At 72.8% G+C, this 20363-nt stretch carries 16 protein-coding genes; 12 read left to right on the top strand and 4 right to left on the bottom strand.

Annotated features, from left to right (window positions below):
- The first annotated feature begins 33 nt into the window (after window positions 1-33).
- The 9 genes from AB0M88_RS20250 to AB0M88_RS20210 all read left to right on the top strand — a co-directional run bounded on the left by AB0M88_RS20250 (window position 34) and on the right by AB0M88_RS20210 (window position 9479).
- Complete coding sequence (locus AB0M88_RS20250; RefSeq protein ID WP_364104044.1) at window positions 34-840, top strand: IclR family transcriptional regulator; 807 nt, start codon at window positions 34-36, stop codon at window positions 838-840.
- Window positions 729-2195: an MmgE/PrpD family protein gene (locus tag AB0M88_RS20245; RefSeq protein ID WP_364104226.1), complete on the top strand. Its 1467-nt coding sequence runs from the start codon at window positions 729-731 to the stop codon at window positions 2193-2195. Before AB0M88_RS20250 ends, AB0M88_RS20245 begins: the two co-directional genes overlap by 112 nt.
- The gene (locus AB0M88_RS20240; protein WP_364104041.1) at window positions 2192-3400 is read left to right on the top strand and encodes a CoA transferase; all 1209 of its coding nucleotides are present in this window, start codon (window positions 2192-2194) and stop codon (window positions 3398-3400) included. Before AB0M88_RS20245 ends, AB0M88_RS20240 begins: the two co-directional genes overlap by 4 nt.
- Window positions 3397-4203, top strand: a complete 807-nt coding sequence (locus tag AB0M88_RS20235) for a cyclase family protein (protein WP_364104038.1) — start codon at window positions 3397-3399, stop codon at window positions 4201-4203. The genes AB0M88_RS20240 and AB0M88_RS20235 overlap by 4 nt, the downstream gene beginning before the upstream one ends.
- Window positions 4196-5617: an MmgE/PrpD family protein gene (locus AB0M88_RS20230; RefSeq protein ID WP_364104035.1), complete on the top strand. Its 1422-nt coding sequence runs from the start codon at window positions 4196-4198 to the stop codon at window positions 5615-5617. The genes AB0M88_RS20235 and AB0M88_RS20230 overlap by 8 nt, the downstream gene beginning before the upstream one ends.
- Window positions 5617-7083 (top strand): dihydroorotase family protein, encoded by a 1467-nt coding sequence (locus AB0M88_RS20225; protein WP_364104032.1) that lies wholly within the window; start codon window positions 5617-5619, stop codon window positions 7081-7083. Before AB0M88_RS20230 ends, AB0M88_RS20225 begins: the two co-directional genes overlap by 1 nt.
- An 81-nt stretch (window positions 7084-7164) precedes the next feature.
- Window positions 7165-8277 carry a pyruvate dehydrogenase (acetyl-transferring) E1 component subunit alpha gene (gene pdhA, locus AB0M88_RS20220; protein ID WP_364104029.1) on the top strand — a complete coding sequence of 371 codons (1113 nt, stop codon included), beginning with the start codon at window positions 7165-7167 and terminating at the stop codon, window positions 8275-8277.
- A gap of 19 nt (window positions 8278-8296) precedes the next feature.
- The gene (locus AB0M88_RS20215; RefSeq protein ID WP_364104026.1) at window positions 8297-8482 is read left to right on the top strand and encodes a hypothetical protein; all 186 of its coding nucleotides are present in this window, start codon (window positions 8297-8299) and stop codon (window positions 8480-8482) included.
- A gap of 4 nt (window positions 8483-8486) precedes the next feature.
- Window positions 8487-9479, top strand: coding sequence for a YbhN family protein (locus tag AB0M88_RS20210; protein ID WP_364104023.1), 993 nt, complete (start codon window positions 8487-8489; stop codon window positions 9477-9479).
- A gap of 10 nt (window positions 9480-9489) precedes the next feature.
- Here AB0M88_RS20210 and AB0M88_RS20205 read toward each other — a convergent pair whose 3' ends face one another.
- Together AB0M88_RS20205 and AB0M88_RS20200 are read right to left on the bottom strand one after the other, a co-directional pair.
- Complete coding sequence (locus AB0M88_RS20205; RefSeq protein WP_364104020.1) at window positions 9490-10923, bottom strand: FAD-binding oxidoreductase; 1434 nt, start codon at window positions 10921-10923, stop codon at window positions 9490-9492.
- A 209-nt stretch (window positions 10924-11132) separates the two neighbouring features.
- Complete coding sequence (locus AB0M88_RS20200; protein WP_364104017.1) at window positions 11133-12545, bottom strand: M1 family metallopeptidase; 1413 nt, start codon at window positions 12543-12545, stop codon at window positions 11133-11135.
- A 148-nt stretch (window positions 12546-12693) separates the two neighbouring features.
- Between AB0M88_RS20200 and AB0M88_RS20195 the strand changes: the two genes are divergently transcribed.
- Window positions 12694-13833: a substrate-binding domain-containing protein gene (locus AB0M88_RS20195; protein WP_364104014.1), complete on the top strand. Its 1140-nt coding sequence runs from the start codon at window positions 12694-12696 to the stop codon at window positions 13831-13833.
- Here the strand turns inward: AB0M88_RS20195 and AB0M88_RS20190 are convergent.
- Window positions 13787-14884, bottom strand: a complete 1098-nt coding sequence (locus AB0M88_RS20190) for a substrate-binding domain-containing protein (protein WP_364104011.1) — start codon at window positions 14882-14884, stop codon at window positions 13787-13789. The two genes, AB0M88_RS20195 and AB0M88_RS20190, sit on opposite strands and share 47 nt — an antisense overlap.
- Complete coding sequence (locus tag AB0M88_RS20185; RefSeq protein WP_364104008.1) at window positions 14881-16740, bottom strand: heparinase II/III family protein; 1860 nt, start codon at window positions 16738-16740, stop codon at window positions 14881-14883. Before AB0M88_RS20185 ends, AB0M88_RS20190 begins: the two co-directional genes overlap by 4 nt.
- Window positions 16741-16999: 259 nt before the next feature.
- Here AB0M88_RS20185 and AB0M88_RS20180 point away from each other — a divergent pair, with 259 nt between their 5' ends.
- Together AB0M88_RS20180 and AB0M88_RS20175 are read left to right on the top strand one after the other, a co-directional pair.
- Window positions 17000-18919 (top strand): DUF2264 domain-containing protein, encoded by a 1920-nt coding sequence (locus AB0M88_RS20180; RefSeq protein WP_364104005.1) that lies wholly within the window; start codon window positions 17000-17002, stop codon window positions 18917-18919.
- A 10-nt stretch (window positions 18920-18929) separates the two neighbouring features.
- The gene (locus tag AB0M88_RS20175; RefSeq protein WP_364104002.1) at window positions 18930-20234 is read left to right on the top strand and encodes an extracellular solute-binding protein; all 1305 of its coding nucleotides are present in this window, start codon (window positions 18930-18932) and stop codon (window positions 20232-20234) included.
- Window positions 20235-20363 lie beyond the last annotated feature (129 nt).

Here is a 20363-nt window from a genome sequence, read left to right as displayed (position 1 = left end):
GGCGCACCGTGCAAACGCGAGAGGACCGCGAACGTGACAGTCGAGACCGAGACGGGTGGCAACTCCGCGAGCCCCAACTCCGCGAGCACCGTGGAACGAGCGGCCGACGTGTTGCTGCTCTTCGCCGACTCGTCGTCCGCCCAGCTCGGGGTCACGGAGATCGCCAACACGCTCGGCATGTCGAAGTCGGCGGTGCACCGGATCCTGCTGTCGTTCAAGAACAAGCGGCTGCTGGAGCTCGACCCGCAGACCAAGAAGTACGCGCTCGGCCCGACCATCCTCGGCCTCGGCGCGCGGTACCTGGGCCGGCTGGACATCCGGACCTTCGCCGCGCCCGAGCTCACCCGGCTCTCCCGGGCCACCGACGAGACGGCGACCCTGTCGATCCGCAGCGGCGCGGACCGGCGGGTGTACGTCGATCAGGTGACCCCGGACCGCGAGGTGCTGATGTCGGTGCAGCTCGGCGTCGCTCACCCGTTGCACGCCGGTGGCTCGTCCAAGTCGCTGCTGGCGTTCCTGCCCCAGGTCGAGATCGATCAGTACCTGTCGGGTTCGCTCGACAAGGTGACCAGCAAGACCGTGACCAACGTCCGCACGCTGCGCAAGGAGCTCAACCTGATCCGGGAGCGGGGCTGGGCGCAGTCGAGCGGGGAACGCCAGCTCGGCTCGGCGTCGGTGGCGGCGCCGATCCTCAACCGGGACGGCTACCCGCTGGCGGTGGTGAGCGTCTGCGGCCCGGCGGAGAGGTTCGCCGGGGAAGTGGAGGGCTGCGTGCGGGAGCTGCTGGCGTCGACCCGGGCCCTGTCGGTCCGGATGGGCCACCAGCCGCCCGCCGGCTGAGCCTCGCCGCCTCCGCGCTGGTCGCCGAGGCGGGCGAGGAGGTCTGGGCCCGGGTCCGGTTCCTCGTCTCGGACGTGCTGGCCAACGCGCTGTCGGCGTGGCAGCGGCCGGAGATCGCGGCCCTGCGCGAGGCACTGTTGTCCGGCGTGGACGGTCCGGCAACGGTGCCGGGCCGCCGCGCCGGCGCCCCGGCCGGTCTCGCCGCGTTTGTGCTGGCGCTGCCGGTCGCGGCCGAGCAGCGGCAGGACGGACACCGGCGGGCTCGGGGCCACCCGGCGTCCCACGTGGTCCCGGCCGTGCTGGCGGTCGCCGGTGGCGCCGGGCCGGGCCGGGCGTTCCGCGGAGCCGCCTCAGCGGCGGCCGGCGCCGGGCCGGGTGTGACGGCGGCCGTGCTGACCGGCTACGAGACGGGTGTCCGGGTCGGCCGGGCGATGGGCGGCACCCGCGACGGCGTGCACGACATCGGCACCTGGGGCACCGTCGGTGCCGCCGCCGGGGTCGCCCATCTGCTCACCCGCGGCGACCCGGATGCCGTCGCGGCCGCGATCGACCTGGCCGCGGTGACGCCCTCGATCCCCGACGCCGGGACGGTTTTCGGCGGATCGACCGGCCAGCACCTGCTGCTGGCCGGGGCGGCCCAGGCCGGGGTGACCGCGGGCATCGCGGCCGCGTCCGGCCTGCGGGCCCCGGCGGGCACGCTCGAACGGCACTTCCTCGCGGTGGCCGGCCGGGCTCCCGTCCCGATCGACCCGGCGCCCGGGACCTACGAGGTGCTGGCCGGCTATGTGAAGCGGCACCCGACGATGGCACACCTGCACGGGGTCAACGACGCGGTCGAGGACCTGCTGCCGCTGGACCCGGCGACCGTTGCCCGGGTCGAGGTGGCGACCTACGCCGGGGCGGCCGCGTTCGCGGACCCGTTGCCGGCCAACGATCTGGCGGCCCGGTTCAGCATTCCGTACTCGGTGGCGGCGGCGATCGTGACCGGGGAGGCCGGACCGTCGCCCGGTGCCCCGGAGGCGGCGATCCGCGCGCTCGCGCAACGGGTCGTGGTGCGGTCCGACCCGTTGCTGGACAACGGATATCCGGACGGGCGCCCCGCGGTCGTCACCGTCGAGCTGACCGACGGCACGCGCCGGAGCGCCCGGGCGGCCCGTCCGCGGGGGGACGGGGAAGGCGCGCTGACTGCTCCCGGCGTACGGGAGAAGCCGCGGCGTCTCCTGGCCGCCGCCATCGGATCGGAGGCTGCCGACGCAGTGGTTTTCGCAGTGGATTCCCTTGACACGCACGGAGTTCAGCCGCTTCTGGAGACGCTGCGCGGACTCCAGATCCGGCCGCAGAATGGGGAACGATGACGCAGGAACAGAAACAGGCCCTCGCCGGCGTACGGGTCATCGACGCGTCGAGCATCATCGCCGGGCCGATCGTCTGCCAGATCCTCGGCGACTACGGGGCCGACGTGATCAAGCTCGAGCATCCGACCCGGGGCGACGGGCTGCGCGGGCACGGACGCTCGCACGACGGCGTACCCCTGTGGTGGAAGGAGGTCGCCCGCAACAAGCGCACGATCGGCCTCGACCTGGGGAAGCCGGCCGGCGCCGAGGTGCTGCTGCGCCTGATCGAGGACGCCGACGTGCTGGTGGAGAACTTCCGCCCGGGCACGCTGGAGCGCTGGGGGATCGGGCCGGAACGGCTGCACGAGGTCAACCCGGGGCTGGTCGTGCTGCGCCTGACCGGCTTCGGCCAGACCGGACCGTACGCCTCCCGGGCCGGCTTCGGCACCCTGGCCGAGGCGATGAGCGGCTTCGCCAACCTGACCGGTGAGGCCGACGGGCCGCCGACCCTTCCCTCGTTCGGCCTCGCCGACAGCATCTGCGCGCTGGCCGGGGCGTCGGCGGTGCTGATGGCGCTGCGGCACCGGGAGGTCGGCGGCGGCCCGGGACAGGTCATCGATCTGAGCATCCTGGAACCGATGATGATGGCGGTCGGGCCGTCGCCGGCCGCGTATTACCACGCCGGCGTCATCGAGACCCGGCACGGCAACCGGTCGACGAACAACGCGCCGCGCAACACCTACCGCACCAAGGACGGCTCGTGGGTCGCGGTGTCGACCAGCGCCCAGCGGATCGCCGAGCGGGTGCTGCGGATGGTCGGGCACCCCGAGGTGATCGACGAACCGTGGTTCGCGTCCGGCCGCGGGCGGGCCGAGCACGTCGATCTGCTCGACGGCTACGTCGGCGACTGGATCGCGGCCCGCGACCGCGACGAGGTGATGAACGCGTTCGTGGCCGCCGAGGCCGCCATCGCGCCGGTCTACGACGCGCGCGACCTGATCGAGGACGAGCACGTCCGGGCGACCGGGATGCTGGTCGAGGTGCCCGACGACGACCTCGGGCGCGTGCTCATGCACAACGTGCTCTGGCGGATGTCGGAGACCCCGGGCCGGATCCGGTTCACCGGGCGGCGTCTCGGCGAGTTCACCGACGAGGTCCTCATCGGCGAGTTGGGGCTCGACCCTTCGCACATAGCCGCGTTGCGCGCGGAAGGAGTTGTGGCATGACCGATGCTCTGCTCGACGTGGTGACCCGGGGCGTGCGGGTCTTCGACCTGGGCCGGCCGATGTTCGTGGGGATGCCGCAGTCGCCCAACCACCCGCAGTTCTGGCACACGCTGCCGCGCCGGCACGGCGACCAGTTCCGGCCCGACGGCAGCTCGGCCGCCAACGACCTGATCGTCACCGGCACCCACGTCGGCACCCACATCGACGCGCTCGCCCACGTTTCCTTCCAGGGCAGGCTGCACGGCGGCGCGGACGCGGCGCAAGCGCAGGCGGGCGGCAGATTCCTGGAGCTGGGGGTGCACACGATCGCGCCGATGGTGGTGCGGGGGGTTCTGCTCGACATACCGGCCGTGCTGGGGACGGACGCGTGCCCGCCCGGCTACGAGATCTCGGCCGACGACCTCGAGGCGACCGGTGTCCGCCCGTCCGAGGGGGGAGTCGCGCTGATCCGGAGCGGCTGGGGGAGACGGTTCACCGACGGGACGGCAGCCTACGTCGGGGCGGAGACGGGCGTACCCGGAGTGAGCGAGGCCGGCGCGACCTGGCTGGCCGACACCGGCGTGATCGCGGCCGGCGCCGACTCGATCGCCTTCGAACGGCTGGCCCCCGGCGGCGGCCACACGTTGCTGCCGGCCCACCGGGTGCTGCTGGTCGAGCGCGGCGTCTACATCATCGAGGCGCTCGACCTGGAGGAGCTGGCCGCGGCGGGCGTCCACGAGTTCACGTTCGTGCTGATCCCGCTGCACCTGGTCGGCGCCACCGGATCACCGGTCCGCCCGCTCGCGGTGGTGGCCCATGACTGACCTCACGCTCGCGCGGCGCCTCGGGCAGTTCGCCGCCGGCCTGACCTTCGACACGCTGCCCGCCGAGGTCGTCGACAGCGTCCGCAAGCGGGTGCTCGACGTGCTCGGCATCGCGGTCGCCGCGAGCGACCTCCCGACCAGCGGGGCGGCCCGCCGGTTCGCCGCCGAGCAGGGCGGCCGGCCGCAGGCCCACGCGGTCGGGATGACCGGCCCGTTGCCCGCCGCGCTCGCCGCCTTCGTCAACGGCACGCTCGCCCACTCGCTGGACTACGACGACACCCACCTGCCGTCGGTGCTGCATCCCAGCGCGTCGGTGGTGCCGGCCGCGCTCGCGGCGGCCGAGGCGTACGGGCGCGGCGGCCGCGAACTGATCGTCGCCGTCGCGGCCGGGCTGGAGACCTGCGTCCGGATCGGGATGGCCGGCTACGACGACAAGACCGGCGAGAACCTGTTCTTCGACCACGGCCAGCACGCCACCTCGATCTGCGGCACGCTCGGCTCCGGGATGGCGGCCGGCCTGCTCGCCGGCCTCGACGCGGACGCGCTCGTCCACGTGCTCGGCCTGACCGCGTCGATGGGCTCCGGCGTCATCGAGGCCAACCGCACCGGCGGCACCGTGAAACGGATGCACTGCGGGTGGGCCGCCCACTCGGCGCTCTCGGCGGTCGAACTGGTGCGACAGGGCTTCACCGGCCCGCCGACCGTCCTCGAAGGACGGTTCGGCTTCTTCCAGGCGTGGCTGCACGGGCGGTTCGATCCGTCGGCGATCACCGACCGGCTGGGGGAGCGCTGGGAGGTGCCGGGCATCTTCTTCAAGCCCTACCCGGCCAACCACTTCACCCACACCGCCCTCGACGCGGCTTCCTCCTTTCGTTCGCGTGGCCTTGTCCCGGAACAGGTCGAGCGGCTGACGCTCGGCGTACCGGCCCCGGTGGTTCGCACGATCGGCGAGCCGATCGAGGTCAAGCGAGCGCCGGAGACCGGCTACATGGCCCAGTTCAGCGGGCCCTACGCGGTCGCGACCGGGCTGCTCGGCGGCGGCGGACTCGGCGCCGCGCTGGGCGACTACACCGACGATCTGGCCCGTGACCCGGCCCGGCGGGCCATCATGGCGAAGGTCGACGTGGTCGCCGACGACGAGTGCACCGCCGTCTTCCCGCACCAGTTCCCGTCCGTGCTCACCGCTTTCCTGACCGACGGAACGTCGCTCACCGCCCGGGTGATGACCAACCGTGGCGGCACCGCGAGGCCCCTCACCTACGACGAGCTCGCCCTGAAATTCACCGACAACGCCGGGCGCCGGCTTTCCGCCGCCGCGGTCCAGGACGTACGCGACCTGGTCGGCCGCCTCGACGAACTACCCGAACTGGGACCGTTGTGGTCCCGCCTTGCTCTTCCGGAGGGTGATTCCTGATGTTCGATCTGCTCGTCACCAACGCGCGCGTGGTCCGGCCCGGCTCTTCGTCTCCGTCGACCGCGGACGTCGCGGTCACCGGCGGAAAGTTCGTCCGCATCGCGCCCGGCATCGACCCCACCCAGGCGGCCACCGTGGTCGACGCCGGCAACCGGCTGCTCTTCCCGGGCGCCGTCGACGTCCACCAGCACTGGGGCATCTACAACCCGCTGGCCGAGGACGCGGTCACCGAGAGCAGGGCGAGCGCGCAGGGCGGCGTCACCACCGGGCTGACCTACCTGCGGACCGGCGCCTACTACCTCAACCGCAGCGGCCCCTACCGCGAGGTGCTGCCGGAGGCGTTCGCGGCGACCGAGGGCCGGGCCTACATCGACTACGGCTTCCACGTCGCGCCGATCCTCAAGGAGCACATCGAGGAGATTCCGTCGATCATCGAGGACTTCGGGATCCCGTCCTTCAAGATCTTCATGTTCTACGGCAAGCACGGGCTGCACGGGCGCTCCAGCTCGCAGGACCAGTTCCTGATGCTGCCCGAGGGTGAGTCCTACGACTACGCGCACTTCGAGTTCATCATGCGCGCGATCCAGAAGGCCCGCCTCGCCTCGGCCGACCCCGACGACATCTCGCTGTCGCTGCACTGCGAGACCGCCGAGATCATGGCGGCCTACACCAAGCTGGTCGAACAGGACGGATCGCTGACCGGGCTCGCCGCGTACAGCGCCTCCCGGCCGCCGCACTCCGAGGGCCTGGCCATCACGATCGCGTCCTACCTGGCGTACGAGACCGGGCTGCCGACGATCAACCTGCTGCACCTGTCGTCCCGCAAGGCGATCGAGGCGGCGATGCTGATGGCGGCGACCTTCCCGCACGTCGACTTCCGGCGCGAGGTCACCATCGGGCACCTGCTGGCCGACATCGACACCGCCGGCATCGGAGCCAAGGTGAACCCGCCGATCCGGCCCCGCGAGGACGTCGAGGCGCTGTGGGAACACATGGTGGCCGGCCACTTCGACTGGGTGACCAGCGACCACGCCTGCTGCAGGGACGAGACCAAGTTCGGCCAGCCGCGGGAGGACGTCTTCGTCGCCAAGTCCGGCTTCGGCGGCACCGAATACCTGCTGCCCGGCCTGGTCACCGAGGGCACCAAGCGCGGCTTGCCGCTGGGCCGGATCGCCGAACTGCTCGCCGGGAACCCGGCCCGGCGCTTCGGGCTGCACACCAAGGGCCAGGTCGAGGAGGGCTACGACGCCGACTTCTGCCTGGTCGACCCCGACCGCACCTGGGTGGTACGGGCGGCCGACTCGGAGTCGACCCAGGAATACACGCCGTTCGAGGGCTTCGAGATGACGGCCAAGGTCACCGACACCTTCGTACGCGGCCACCGGGTCCTCGCCGACGGCGTGGTGACCGGCGCACCCCGCGGGCGGTTCGTGCGGCGGCCCAGCCGCCAGAAGACCGCCTGGTGAGAACCTGATCACCACCTCGTTCCCTCCGCCGGCCTCTGCTGGAATCCTTACCCGGCAGTAACTCGCGACGGAAGGCGTGCCATGGCGGTCGACAGGACAGGGGCGGATGTCCCGGCGGGCGGTTACGTGCAGCTGTTGACGCCGGAGGGCGAGCGCGTCGACCACCCGGCGTACTCGGTCAGCTTCACGGACGCCGAATACCGGGACATCTACCGCGATCTGGTGATCGTGCGCCGCCTCGACGCCGAGGGCCTCGCCCTGCAACGCCAGGGCGAGCTGGGCCTGTGGGCCGGCCTGCTGGGCCAGGAGGCCGCCCAGGTCGGCTCCGGCCGCGCCCTGCGGCCGCAGGACATGGCGTTCCCCTCCTACCGCGAGCACGGCGTGCTCTACACCCGCGGCATCGACCCGATCATGCCGTTCGGGCTGTTCCGCGGCGTCGACCAGGGCGGCTGGGACCCGGGCGAGTTCAATTTCCACATGTACACGCTCGTGGTCGGCGCCCAGACGCTGCACGCCACCGGCTATGCCATGGGCATCAACCTGGACGGCAAGGTCGGCACCGGCGACGGTGAGGCGGTCATCGCGTACTTCGGGGACGGCGCGACCAGCCAGGGCGAGGTGAACGAGGCGTTCGTGTGGGCCGGCGTCCACCACGCGCCGATCGTCTTCTTCTGCCAGAACAACCAGTGGGCCATCTCGCAGCCGTTCACCAGCCAGAGTCTGATCCCGGTCCATCGCCGAGCCGACGGCTTCGGCTTTCCGGGCGTACGCGTGGACGGCAACGACGTGCTCGCCACGTACGCCGTGACGCGGGCCGCGCTGGACAGCGCCCGGCAGGGTCACGGGCCGATGCTGATCGAGGCGTACACGTACCGGATGGGCGCGCACACCAGCTCGGACGACCCGACCCGGTACCGCGTCGCCGGTGAGCTCGACTCGTGGCAGGCCAAGGACCCGATCAGCCGGGTCCGCGCGTTCCTGGCCAAGGAGGGGCTGGCCGACGACGACTTCTTCGCCCAGGTCGACGAGGACGCCCGCGGCATCGCCCTCGACCTGCGGGAGCGGGTCCTCGCGATGCCGGATCCGCAGCCGGCGGCGATGTTCGAGCACGTCTACCCGAACGGCTCGCCCCTGCTCACCGCCCAGCAGGCCCAGTTCGCCGGATACCACGCCTCGTTCCGGGACGACGCCTGACCGGTCGCTGCGGATGGCGGTGACCGGACCGGACGGCCCGGTGCCGCCCGGGCTGAGCGCGCTGCCCGGCCCGGGGGAGTTCGCCGCGTCCCCGGCCCTGGCCGAGCTGATCGCCGCGACACCGGCCGACCAGCGTCCCTGGCTTCGTCTTATCGTGTTCTTATCCGGCCGTAACAGCTCCCGTCAGCCGGGCAGGCGATGGTGAAGGGGTGTTCAGCCGCCACGACACCCTGACCGGGGCGCCGGCTCCCGCACCCCCGTCCACAACGCCCGCTCGACGGGGCTGGTGGAAGCTGCCCGTCCTGGGCCTGGCGGCGGCCGTGGCCGCCTTCGAGCTGCGCGGGCACCTGCCCAGCGCGGGATCGACGTGGGCCACGCTGCGTCACGCCCGCCCGGCGTGGCTGATCGTCGCCGCCGTCCTGCAGGTCGTCTCGACGGTCGCGTTCGCCGAGCAGGAACGGCGGCTGCTCAGCGCCTTCGGCGTCAAGATGCGGGCGAGGGTGTCGGTCGCGGTGACCTACGCCCGCTCGGCGATGGCCACGGCCCTGCCCGGCGGGTCGGCGGTGGCCGCGGCGTACGGCTTCCGGCAGTTCCGCGCCCGCGGCGCGTCCAAGCCGATCGCGGCGGCGGTCACGCTGCTGTGCGGGGCCGCGTCCGTCGCGGGCCTCGCCGTTCTCTACGCCGGCGACGCCGTGCTGCAGACCGGCACGACGATCTCGGTGGCGGTCGTCCTGGCGGTCGTGGGCCTGCTCGTGCTGGCCGCGCGCCGGCTGCGCCGCAGCGGGATGCCGCCGGCGGGCGCCGAGCCGGCCGGCCGCCTGGGCCGGTTGCGGCGCACGATCCACGAGACCCTGGTGTACGCCGCGGTCGTTCCCGGCCGCCGGTGGCTTCTCGTGCTGGCCCTGGCGGCGGTCAACTGGCTTACCGACCTGTTGTGCCTGATGGTCTGCCTGCACGCGGTCGGCCTCACGGTGTCCGCCGCGGTGGTCGGCGCGGCTTACCTCGGCGCCCAGCTCGCCCGCCAGATCCCCGGTACGGCCGGCGGGATCGGGGTGATCGAGGCAGAGCTGATCCTGGCGCTGACCACGTCCGGCGGCGCCCCGGCCGCCGCGGCGACCGCGGCCGTGCTGACCTACCGGCTGTTCTCGTGCTGGATTCTGCTGCCGGTCGGGGCGGCGTGCTGGTCGGTTCTGCGCCGCTGACGCCGCGCGGTCAGGCGCGCAGGACAGACTGGGGGAAGTCGAAGACGCGGTCCGGGTCGTACTTGCGGACGACCTGGCGCAGGCGGGGCAGGTTGGCGCCGTAGTAGGCGCTCGCCCAGTCCTTCTGGCCCGGGTTCAGGTAGTTGACGTACGCGCCGGTGCCGACGATCGGCGCGAGCGCCTGCTGCACCGCGAGCACCGCCGGCCCGTTGGCCGCGTTGCCGCTGTAGACCTGCACCGAGGCGTGCGCACCACGATGGGCGAACGCCGTATCGCCGGTCTTGAGCCGCCCGACCTGGCCACGCAGCGAATCGAAGAGCAGAACCATGCCCTTCTGCCTGCTCATCAGGGCGACGACCCGGTCGGCGATCGACGCGGTCACCGTACGGTCGAGCATGCGCGACGCGGCGCGGAAGGCCTCCCGGCCGGCGGGCGGCCCGGCGAAGTATTTCATCGCGTTCAGATAGCTGTAGGTGTGCGTGGTGCGGGAGGTCGGGGCGGCGCCGACCGCGGCGATGAGCGCGGAAAGGTGACCGGCCAGCGCCGAGGCGGGCCCGGTCCAGGTGCCGGTCACCCGGTTGGTCGGCGTGCTCGCGGCGGTCACCCCGCACAGCGCGGTGAGCTGGTCCGGCGCGGCGTCCATCCACTGCGACCAGGCGCGCAGCACGCGAGACGTGCGGGACGCCGGGAAGTGCAGCGAGAAGATCGTGACGGTGGGCGCCGGCACGGTGCGGAAAGTGAAGCTGGTGACGATGCCGCCGTTGCCGCCCCCGCCGCCCCGCAGCGCCCAGAACAGGTCGGCGTCGTGGTTGCTGTCGACGGTCTGCAGGGCGCCGTCCGCGGTGACGACGGTGGCCGACTCGAGGTGGTCGCAGGTGAGGCCGTACGCCCGGGCGACGACGCCGATGCCGCCGCCCAGTGTGCTGCCGGCGACGCCGACGGTGGGGCAGGACCCGGCGGGCAGCGCGCGGTTGTGGGCGGCGAGGGCCGCGTACAGGTCGAGGAGCTTGACCCCGGCGCCGACGACGGCCGTGCCGTCGCCCTTGACCATGATGCCCTTGAGCGCCGACAGGTCGACAACGACGCCGCCGTTCGGCGTCGAGAAACCGGCGTAGCTGTGGCCACCGGCCCGCGCGGCCAGCGGCACGCCGTGCCCGCGCACCCGCCGCACACAGGTGCGCACGTCGTCGGTGCCCGCCACCTTGGCGATCGCGGCCGGTTTCCGCACGCCGAGAGCACTGTTGTACGGCTTGGCGGCCGCCGCGTAGGCCGCGTCCCCGGGCCGCAGCAGCGGGCCGGTGAGGGCCCGCTTCAGCCCCGCGTAGTCGACTCCGGTGGCCGCCTCGGCGTGCGGCTCACCGAGCATGGCCGCACCAGCGGCCGCCGCGCCGGCCACGGCCGTCAGACCGAGAAACCGCCGCCGTCCGAACTTGAATTCGCCCATACACCGGACGCTACGTATCGGCGGCGGCCACTACGTCACGCTTTCGTGCCGAGCGTCGACGTCAGTCGTTCGGATAGGGCGAGATGAGGGTGAACGGCGTGCGGGCCAGCTCCAAGGCCGGCGCGGGAAAACGCGGCCCCTCGGTGTAGTAGCGGGCGCGGGTGCGGCCGACCGGGTCGCCGACTTCAGGCGGTGCGGCCCACGACGGCCTACGGGTGGGCCGGCTTGGACGGGGTGTAGAGCCAGACGGTGAACAGGGCGCCCAGGTCGTGGCCGGAGATGTGTTCGGCGAGGGCGATGAACTGTCCGGTGCTTCCGTTGCCGCTGCGGTGGAGCTGGGCCCACGAGCGCAGGATGCGGAAGAACGACCGGTCGCCGACGGCCACTCGCAGCGCCTGGAGGGTCATCGCGCCGCGGTCGTAGACGGCGCCGACGAAGAGGTTGGGCGGGCCGGGGTCGGCGACCTTGGTGGCCCACAGCTTCGAGGTGGCCGGCGTCGCGTACAGCTGGTCGAAGATCTCCTGCGGGGTGCCGAGGCCCTCGTGCCCGCTCCAGAGCCACTCGGCGTAGGTCGCGAAGCCCTCGTTCAGCCAGATGTCCTGCCAGTGCTCGACCGAGACGCTGTCGCCGTACCACTGGTGGGTGAGCTCGTGGACGACGACGCTGTCGCCGCCCTCCTGGGTGTCGAAGTCCTGCGGGGTGTAGATCGGGCGCCCCTCGTTTTCCAGCGCGTAGTCCCATTCGCCGTCCGCGTCGACGATGCCTCCGGAGGCGCGGAACGGATAGGGGCCGAAGTAGCCGGACAGGAACGTGAGGATCTCCGGCTCGCGGGCGAACGACTTGGCCACCCGGTCGTACGTCGCCGGGGGCAGCGCCGGGTCGATCGCGTCGAGGAACTGGATGCCGTTCTTCCGGTAGGACTTCACGTCGAAGTGGCCGATCGACGCCTGGGCCAGGTACGTCGCCATCGGTTCGGCCTGTTCCCAGCGCCACGTCGTCCAGCCGTGGGTGGTCGAGTGACCGGCCGGGGCGCCGTTGGAGATCGCCTGCAGGCCGTTCGGGACGGTCAGCGCGATCGAGAAGGACGCCTTGTCGCTCGGGTGGTCGTTGGACGGGAACCAGGCCTGGGCGACGTCCGGCTCGCCGAGGATGATCACGCCGTCGTCGGTGGTGAAGGCGCCGCCGTCGCCGAGGTCCGGGTCGTGGATCACCTTGGGTACGCCGTCGTAGACGATCCGGGTGTCGAAGGCGTGTCCCTTGCCCAGCGACCGGCGCGGGGTGACGGTCAGCTCGGTGCCGTGGCGGGACCAGGTCGCCGGCCGGCCGTCCACGGTGATCGACCGGATGGTCAGGCCGTCGAGGTCGAGGTTGAAGGCGGACAGGCGTTGCGTCGCCACCGACCGGATCCGCACCGCGCCCGCGATCGCGTCCGTGGCCGGCGCGTATCTGATCGCCAGGTCGTAGTGCTTCACGTCGTACCCGCCGTTGCCGTCCAGCGGGTAGTAGGGGTCGCCGATGCCGGCCGATCCCGGACTCGCGGGTGGGGCGGCCGCGCCGGCGGGGTCACCGGCCAGCACGACGGACGTAGACACGGCGAGGGCCAGGGCCACGGCGAGCTTCATCGAATCAAGCTATCGCTCCGGATCGATCAACGCGAGCTTTCGTTTCCGAGCGGAACTGAGCGGTGAGACCGGTCGAACCCCGGCCCCGGCGTGCGTTGACGGCGCCCGGGGCCGGGGTTACGTTGACGGCGGCCGAGAAGAGGTGCCGGTGGCGGCGGAAGCGCTCCTGCAGGTGCAACGACACGAGCACATGCTGGCCGAGCTGCGGCGCCGGGGTGTCGTCCGGGTGCGTGAGCTCGCCCGCGACCTCGGCGTCAGCGAGCCCACGATTCGCCGCGACATCGCCACCCTGGCCGCCCGTAACCTGGTCGTGCGGGTGCACGGCGGGGCGACGCTGCCCGCGCAGCCCCGCCCGGAGCGGCTCCGCCCGGCCGCCCGCGGCTTCATCATCGGCATGGTCGTGCCGTCGCTCGACTTCTATTGGCCGCCGATCGTCGCGGGTGCGAAGGCGGCGGCGGCCGCGCTCGGCGTCACCGTGCAGTTGCGGGGTTCCAGCTATGACCCCGAGGAGGACCGCCGGCAGATCGGGCGGCTGGTCGACGCCCGACAGGTGGACGGTCTGCTGCTCGCGCCCAGTTTGGACACCGAGGACGCCGAGCGGATGATGCGCTGGATCGGCCGGCTGCCGGTGCCGGCGATCCTGGTCGAGCGGCTGCCGACGCAGTGGGCGTCGATGCCGCGCCGGGTCGAGTACGTCCGCAGCGACCACGCCCTGGGCCTCGAGCTCGCCGTGCACCACCTGCACGAGCAGGGGCACCGGCAGATCGGGTTGATGCTCGCGCACGGCAGCCCCACCTCGGCGCATCTGCTGCGGGGCTGGCGGTCGGCGTGCGCCGAGCTGGGCATCCCGGACGCGACGGTGGTGCAGGAGTCGGTGGCACTCGACGATCCTGGGCATCAGAAGCTGTTGCACGACAACCTGCTCCGGTGCCGGCGGGCCGGGGTGACCGCGCTGATCGTGCACAGCGATCCGCACGCCATCGCGGTCACCCGGATCTGTGCGGAGCTGGGCATCGCGATCCCGGAGGAGCTGGCGATGGTGTCCTACGACGACGAGGTCGCGCATCTGGCCGAGCCGGCGCTGACCGCGGTCCGGCCGTCGAAGACGTACGTCGGGCGGGTCGCGGTCGAGTTGATGGTCTCGCGGCTGCAGGACGGTGACCGGCGTCCGGCGCAGGGGGTGGTCGTGGCGCCGGAGTTGGTGGTGCGGCAGTCGTCGCTGAATCGGGGCCGGGTGATGATCAGAGCGGCGGGGCCGAGGAGTCCCGGATGCGCAGCGACGGGCTGATCACGACCCGGTGGGTGGGCCGGTCGGGGTCGGCGAGCCGGTCGGCCACCAGCCGGGCCGCGGCCCGGCCGATCGAGCGGCGCGGCGGGCGTACGGCGGTGAGCGCCGGACTGAACAGCGCGGCGACCTCGTCGTCGTAGGCCACCACCGACAGCCGGCCGGGCACGGTCAGGTGCCTCTCCTCGCAGCGCTGCACCAGGGCGATCGCCTCGGCGTCGGCGTGCACCAGCAGCGCCGTGCAGCCGGTCTCGAGGGCCCGGTCGATCGCCTGGTCGAGGGCGGCCTTGCACTCCGGCGACTTGGCGTCCGGAACCAGCGCCTCGACGGTCTTGTCGACGTCGAGACCGCATTCGACGGCCGCCTCGTGCCAGCCGCGGCGCACGTGCGGGCGGGTCGGGCTGGGCTCGGCCAGGATCACGCCGACGTTGCGGTGGCCGAGCGAGACGAGGTGCCGCACGGCCATCGCGGCACCGAGGGCGTGGTCGGTCACGACCGATTCGAGGACGGCGTGGTGCGGCCCGGCGGACGCCGTGCGCTCCAGCAGTACGACCGGCATGTCCAGCCCGGCCAGCCACTCGACGGTGTGCTCGGCGGTCGGCGCGTCGAGGCGCGGCGCCACGATCAGCGCGTCGACGCCGGTGTCGACCAGGCGGGTCAGCTGGGCCATGTCGGTGTCGAGCTGGTAGGACGAGCCGCGCAGCACGATGCGCATGTCGAGCTCGCGGGCGGCCTCCTCGGCGCCCTGGGCCACGTTGGGCCAGTAGTAGTCGAGCGACGGCACGAGCATCCCGGCCGAGCGCCCGCCGGGGCTGCCGGCGTGGGCCGGGCCGTCGCCGGGCTCACCTTCGACCGGCAGGGCCACCCCGCCGTGCACCCGCCGGACGAGCCCTTCGGCGGCCATCTGGGCGATGTCGCGGCGGATCGTCACCGCGGCCGCTCCCAGGGCGTCGGCGAGGTCGGAGATGCGCAGCACCCCGTCGCGCCGCAGTGCCTCGAGGAGCCGGGCGCGGCGGGCGACCTGCAGCGGGCCCCGCTTGTCCGAAGTGCTCACGCCTGCTCCTTCACGGTCAGTTGGAGGGTACCGGTCGGTCCCTGGGCGGTGAGGTCAATGTCGAGGCGGGTCAGCCGGTCGCCCCAGACGTCGCGCAGCAGCGGGTCGTCGAGCTCGCGGATGGTGGTGGTGACCGGGGCGGGCGGCTCCCAGCTGACCACGACCCGTCCGGCCTCGGCCCGTCCGGGCGCGGCCCGCACCTCGCCGGCCACCACCAGGTGGACGAGCGTGGGGCCGTCGCCCGGGTCCAGTTCCCAGGAATCGTGGATGCTCACCTCGCCGGTGGACCGGTCGAGCCGGCTGACCCGCGACCAGCGGCGGACGTCGTCGCGTGGGTAGGCGGCGGCCAGGTCGAGGCTGAGCGCCGAACCGTCGTCGTCGAGCACGGCGGTGACGTCGCGGGCCGCGTACGCCCGGCCGGGCGCCTGCCCGGTGCCGCGGATGGTCGGGGTGTTGTGCCAGCCGCTCCGCATCGGCCAGAGGCCGTAGCGGCCCGGGCCGAAGGTCTGCGCGGTGTAGGTCGGGCGGCCCGGGTCGATCAGCACCGGAACGCCGTCGAGGGCCACGACCACGCTGCCGACGTCGTTGTGGTTGTGGTGTTCGCCGTTGTGACCGCCCTTGGCGGCCAGGGTGAGGCCGTCGGCCCGGCCGGGCGCGCGCCGGGCCAGCAGCACCTGGGTCGAGGGCAGCCAGACGTCGCGGGGGAGCGGTGACCGGCCGGGCGCCGCATCGAGCCAGGCCGGGTCGGTCAGTGCCCGCAGTAGCCGGCCCAGCCCCTGCTCCTCGTGCGCGACCGGGCTCCCGGGCCGCCGGTGCGCGGCGGCGTGGGCGAGAGCGTCGCGGTCGCTGACCTGGCGGGCCGCCCGGTGCAGGGCGGCCCAGGGCTGGTGCGGCGAGGGGCGGGCCGGCCCGTCGGCGTGATTGAGATACCACGGGCCGCCCAGGTGCATGCGGTGCGGAAACGCCACGGTTGCGGCGAGCGCGCGCAGCGGCTCGTCGCCCAGGGCGCCGCCGGTCGCGTGCCGGAGCAGGTCGAGCGCCTCGAACAGCCGGCACGCCCCGTTCCACCAGTACGAGTAGCCCTCGTCGATCGCGCCGTCGGCCGGGATCGAGGCCGCGTAGCGGTCGAGGCCGGCCAGCACCCGGTCGACCAGGGCGGCCCGCCGCGCCGGTTCGCCGTCGGCCAGGCGCAGGGCGGCGACCAGCACGTTGCCGTGGATCCACGGGTTCCAGTTGTGCACGTCGCCGTCGAGCCCGAGCCAGTGCCAGTCGGTGCGGGCGGCGAACGGGGTCAGCACCCGGCGGTCGACCTCGTGCCGGATGCGGGCGCGCAGGCCGGGGACGCGCGCGTCGAGCCGGGCGCCGAGCAGGTGGTCGAGCCAGGCGAGTTGGCCGGCGACCTCGCCGGCGCCGAGATCGAGGAAGGGGTCGGTCACCGCCGGCAGCACGGCGCCGCCCCGGGCGTACGCGTCGTCGTGCGCCGGCCAGCACCAGCTGCTCTGCTCGCACAGCAGCACCACGCCGTCGGCGACCTCGTCGAGCCAGTGGTCGTCGAGGGTCACCGCGGCCAGGACCGTGGCCCGGGTCAGCCGGGCCTGACGGGCGAAGATCAGTTGTTCGTAGCCGTCGCGGTCGCCGTCCCGGAAATAGCGCGCCCAGTCCCGGGCGCGGGGGGCCGGCCAGGGCGTCGCGGCGTCGGCCCGGGCCCGCGTCTCGATCAGCTCCAGCGTCGGCCGGTCGAGGCGGTCACGGGCCCAGGCGCCGCGGTCGTCGGCGGGCGCGACCGGCAGCGCCCGGCCGGGCGGCACGAGCAGGGCTCCCGCGCCGAGCCAGGTGGCCAGCGGGGTCGGTTCCATCGGCGCGCCCTTCTCCCTGTGATCGATCGTGATCGTATCAGATCATATTGACGCCTCTGTCGGTCATTTTGGCGTCCCTGACGGCATGCGGATATCTGAGAGGTACGCAGGTGCCGCGCCTCCTCCGTGAAAAACAGCAGCTCAAGCGAGATGCGCGATCAGATTTGTCGCTATACGTCGAGACGTGGCATTGACATGGTCGATCGTGAGCGTTTTACTTCCGGAAATCGAAGGCCGGAAACGAATCCCGGAGGTCGAAGTGCCCGACGACCGTTCCGCCGAGTGGGGCCGCGACGACTGGCTCCGGCTGGCCGATCACCTTCTGGAGTCGGCCGGCGCGTACGCCTCACCGGGCCGCGCCCGCTTCGCCTTTCCCGGCCGCCCGGGTGGCTACGGCTCGGCGGTCGACGGACTCGAGGGGTTCGCCCGCACCTTCCTGCTCGCCGGCTTCCGCATCGCCGGGGCGAACGGGCACGGCGTCGACGAACTGATCGAGCGCTACGCGACCGGCATCGCCACCGGCACCGACCCGTCCTCGGCCGAGCGGTGGGTACGCCTCGACGAGCACCCGCAAGCCAAGGTGGAGGCGGCCTCGATCGCGCTGATCCTCGACCTCACCCGGCCCTGGGTCTGGGACCGGCTGGCGCCCGCGGTGCGACAGCGCACGCTCGACTACCTGGCGCCGGCGGTCGGCGACCCGACCTACCCGCGCATCAACTGGGTCTGGTTCCGCCTGGTCGTGCAGACCTTCCTGCGCTCGGCCGGCGGCCCGTGGTCGGCCGCCGAGATGGCCGAGGATCTGGCCTCCCACGACGGCTTCGAGCGGGCCGAGGGCTGGATGTCGGACGGGCCGGAGCGGGCCTACGACCACTACTGCGGCTGGGCCCTGCAGCTCTATCCGGTGCTGTGGTCGAGGATGGCCGGGGCGGCCGATCTGGCCGCCGGGCGCCGCGAGCGCGACCTGGCCCGGCTCGACCGGTTCCTCCTCGACGCGATCGCCCTGATCGGCGCCGACGGTTCGCCGCTGCTCCAGGGCCGCAGCCTGGTCTACCGGTTCGCCGCGGCGGCGCCGTTCTGGGCCGGCGCCCTCGCCGGGGTGCCCTCGCTGTCGCCCGGGCGCCTGCGGCACGCGGCCACCAGCGTCGTCCGGCACTTCGCCGGAAACGGCGTGCCGGATGAGCGCGGCCTGCTCACGCTCGGCTGGCACGGCTCGTGGCCGCGGCTGGCCCAGTCCTATTCCGGCCCCGGTTCGCCCTACTGGGCGAGCAAGGGCTTCCTCGGCATCGCGCTGCCGGCCGACCATCCGGTGTGGACGGCGGCCGCCGAACCGCTGCCGGTCGAGTCCGGCGACGTGCTGCGGGCCGTCCAGGCACCCGGCTGGCTGGTCGCGGGCACCCGGGCCGACGGCGTTGTGCGGGTGGTCAACCACGGCACCGACCACGCCGCGGAGGGCTCCGAGGCGACCGATTCCCCGCTGTACGCCCGACTCGGCTACTCGACCGCCACCGCCCCGGTGCTCGACGAGAGCGGGTGGACCGCCCCGCTCGACCAGTCCGTCGTGCTGATCGACGAGGCGGGCCGCCACTCGCACCGCACGGGGCTGCGGACCCTGGCCGTCCGCGTCGAGGGCGAGGCCGGTGTCGCCGGGTCGGTCGCGGAGGCCCACTGGGTCGACGCCGGCGAGCCGGCCGCCGACCACGGCAGCGGCCGCCTCGGCAAGGCCCGGCCGGCCGGCCGGATCACGGTGTGGTCGGTGGTCCGTGGCGCCTGGGAGGTGCGGTTGATCCGGGTCGACGCCGAGCCGGCCGCCACCCGCCTGCGGATCGGCGGCTGGCCGGTGACCGGGGCCGGCCCCGCCACGGCCGATCGGGCGGTGAGGGTGACCGGCGGCCGGTTGACGTCGGTCCTCGCCGAGGCGTGCGACTCCGGCGGGACGACCACCGGGATCACGACCTACGACGACGGCGGTCCGCTGGGCTCACCGGTCCGGGTGCCCTGGATCGACGTGCGGGTGCCGGAGCGCGGCCGCTGGACCGCCGTACTCCTGAGCCTGTCGGCCGCACCGCGGCCGAACTTTCCGGCGGCCGCCATCGAGGCCGCCGGAGATGACCCGGAGCTGCGGGTGAGGTGGCCCGACGGGGTGCGCACCCGCAGCCGGATCGCGACACCACACAAGTGAAGGAGTAACGATGAAACGCTCTCTCGCCGCTGTCCTCGGCGGCGCCGCGGCGCTCTGCCTGGTGCTGGCCGGCTGCGGCAGCGGCGACGACGACTCGGGCTCGTCCTCCGGCCCGATCACCCTCACCCTGGCTGGCTGGAGCCTCTCGACCACGCCGGAATTCAAGACCCTGGCCGACGGTTTCCACGCCGCCCACCCCGACGTGACCGTGCAGCTCAAGGAATACGACACCACCAACTACGACACGCAGATGATCGCCGACCTGGCGGCCGGCAAGGCACCCGACATCTACGTGCAGAAGAACCTGAAGAACTTCTTCACCTACCAGAACGGCAAGCAGCTGGTCGACGTCTCGGACGTCGCGTCGAAGCTGGGCAGCGAGGTCGGCGGCCTGAAGGACTACCAGGTCGACGGGAAGACCTATGCGATTCCCTACCGGCAGGACTCCTGGGTGCTGTTCTACAACAAGGACCTGTTCGCCAAGGCGGGCGTGAAACCGCCGGACGGCAGCTGGACCTGGGACGACTATGCCGCCGCGTCGAAAGAGCTGACCACCGGGCTCAAGGCCGCCGGCTCCAAGGCGCTCGGCGACTACGAGCACATCTGGCAGTCGACGCTGCAGGGCTTCGCGCTCGCGCAGACCTCCGGGGCGAGCCTGGAGAGCGGCGACTTCGGTTATCTCAAGCCGTATTACACCCGGGCGCTCGACCTGCAGAAGGCCGGCGCCCAGGTGAGCTTCGGCGACGCCACCACCAACTCGCTCACCTACCAGGCGGAGTTCGGCAAGCAGCAGGCCGCGATGATGCCGATGGGCACGTGGTACATCGCCACGCTCGTCAAGCAACAGAGCACCGGCGAGGCTGACAAGTTCGCGTGGGCGATGGCCCCGGCGCCGCAACAGAGCAAGGCCACCACCGGCACCTCGGCCACGCCGGTCACCTTCGGCGACCCGACCGGCTTCGGGATCAACCCCAAGATCAAGAAGGGTGAGGTCGCCGCGGCCAAGGACTTCCTCGCGTACGCGGCGAGCGCGAACGGTGCCAAGGCACTGGCCGGGATCGGCATCACCCCGGCCGACACCGGTGCCGTCAAGGACACGTTCTTCCAGCTCGCCGGCGTACCGACCGACGACCTGTCGAAGTTCGCCTTCGCCAACCATGACACGAAGCCGGAGAACCCGGTGTCGAAGTACACGACCGCCCTGCAGAACATCCTCAACGACATGCACACCGCGGTCCTGTCCGGATCCAAGGCCGTCGACCCCGCGATCACCGACGCGCAGAACCGGGCCAAGAACGAGGTCCTCGGCAAGTAGGGAGCCGCCGGCCCGGCGGGGGCCCCCCCCCCGGCCGCCCCCCCGGGGGCGCCGCCCCGCGGGGGTGTTCGGTTATTTAGGGAGTGGAGAACAGGTGAAGCCACAGCCCCCCGGGATGAGTGGCTGTTG

Source organism: Actinoplanes sp. NPDC051411 (assembly GCF_040682075.1).
Lineage (GTDB): Bacteria > Actinomycetota > Actinomycetes > Mycobacteriales > Micromonosporaceae > Actinoplanes.
This window is presented reverse-complemented; position numbering and strand designations above follow the sequence as displayed.

Excerpts from the sequence above, each read along its gene's own strand:
- AB0M88_RS20240 (WP_364104041.1), top strand. The coding sequence starts at position 2,192 with ATGACGCAGGAACAGAAACAGGCCCTCGCCGGCGTACGGGTCATCGAC.
- AB0M88_RS20235 (WP_364104038.1), top strand. The coding sequence starts at position 3,397 with ATGACCGATGCTCTGCTCGACGTGGTGACCCGGGGCGTGCGGGTCTTC.
- AB0M88_RS20175 (WP_364104002.1), top strand. The coding sequence starts at position 18,930 with ATGAAACGCTCTCTCGCCGCTGTCCTCGGCGGCGCCGCGGCGCTCTGC.
- AB0M88_RS20185 (WP_364104008.1), bottom strand. The coding sequence starts at position 16,740 with ATGGAACCGACCCCGCTGGCCACCTGGCTCGGCGCGGGAGCCCTGCTC.
- AB0M88_RS20200 (WP_364104017.1), bottom strand. The coding sequence starts at position 12,545 with ATGAAGCTCGCCGTGGCCCTGGCCCTCGCCGTGTCTACGTCCGTCGTG.
- AB0M88_RS20205 (WP_364104020.1), bottom strand. The coding sequence starts at position 10,923 with ATGGGCGAATTCAAGTTCGGACGGCGGCGGTTTCTCGGTCTGACGGCC.
- pdhA (WP_364104029.1), top strand. The coding sequence starts at position 7,165 with ATGGCGGTCGACAGGACAGGGGCGGATGTCCCGGCGGGCGGTTACGTG.
- AB0M88_RS20225 (WP_364104032.1), top strand. The coding sequence starts at position 5,617 with ATGTTCGATCTGCTCGTCACCAACGCGCGCGTGGTCCGGCCCGGCTCT.
- AB0M88_RS20230 (WP_364104035.1), top strand. The coding sequence starts at position 4,196 with ATGACTGACCTCACGCTCGCGCGGCGCCTCGGGCAGTTCGCCGCCGGC.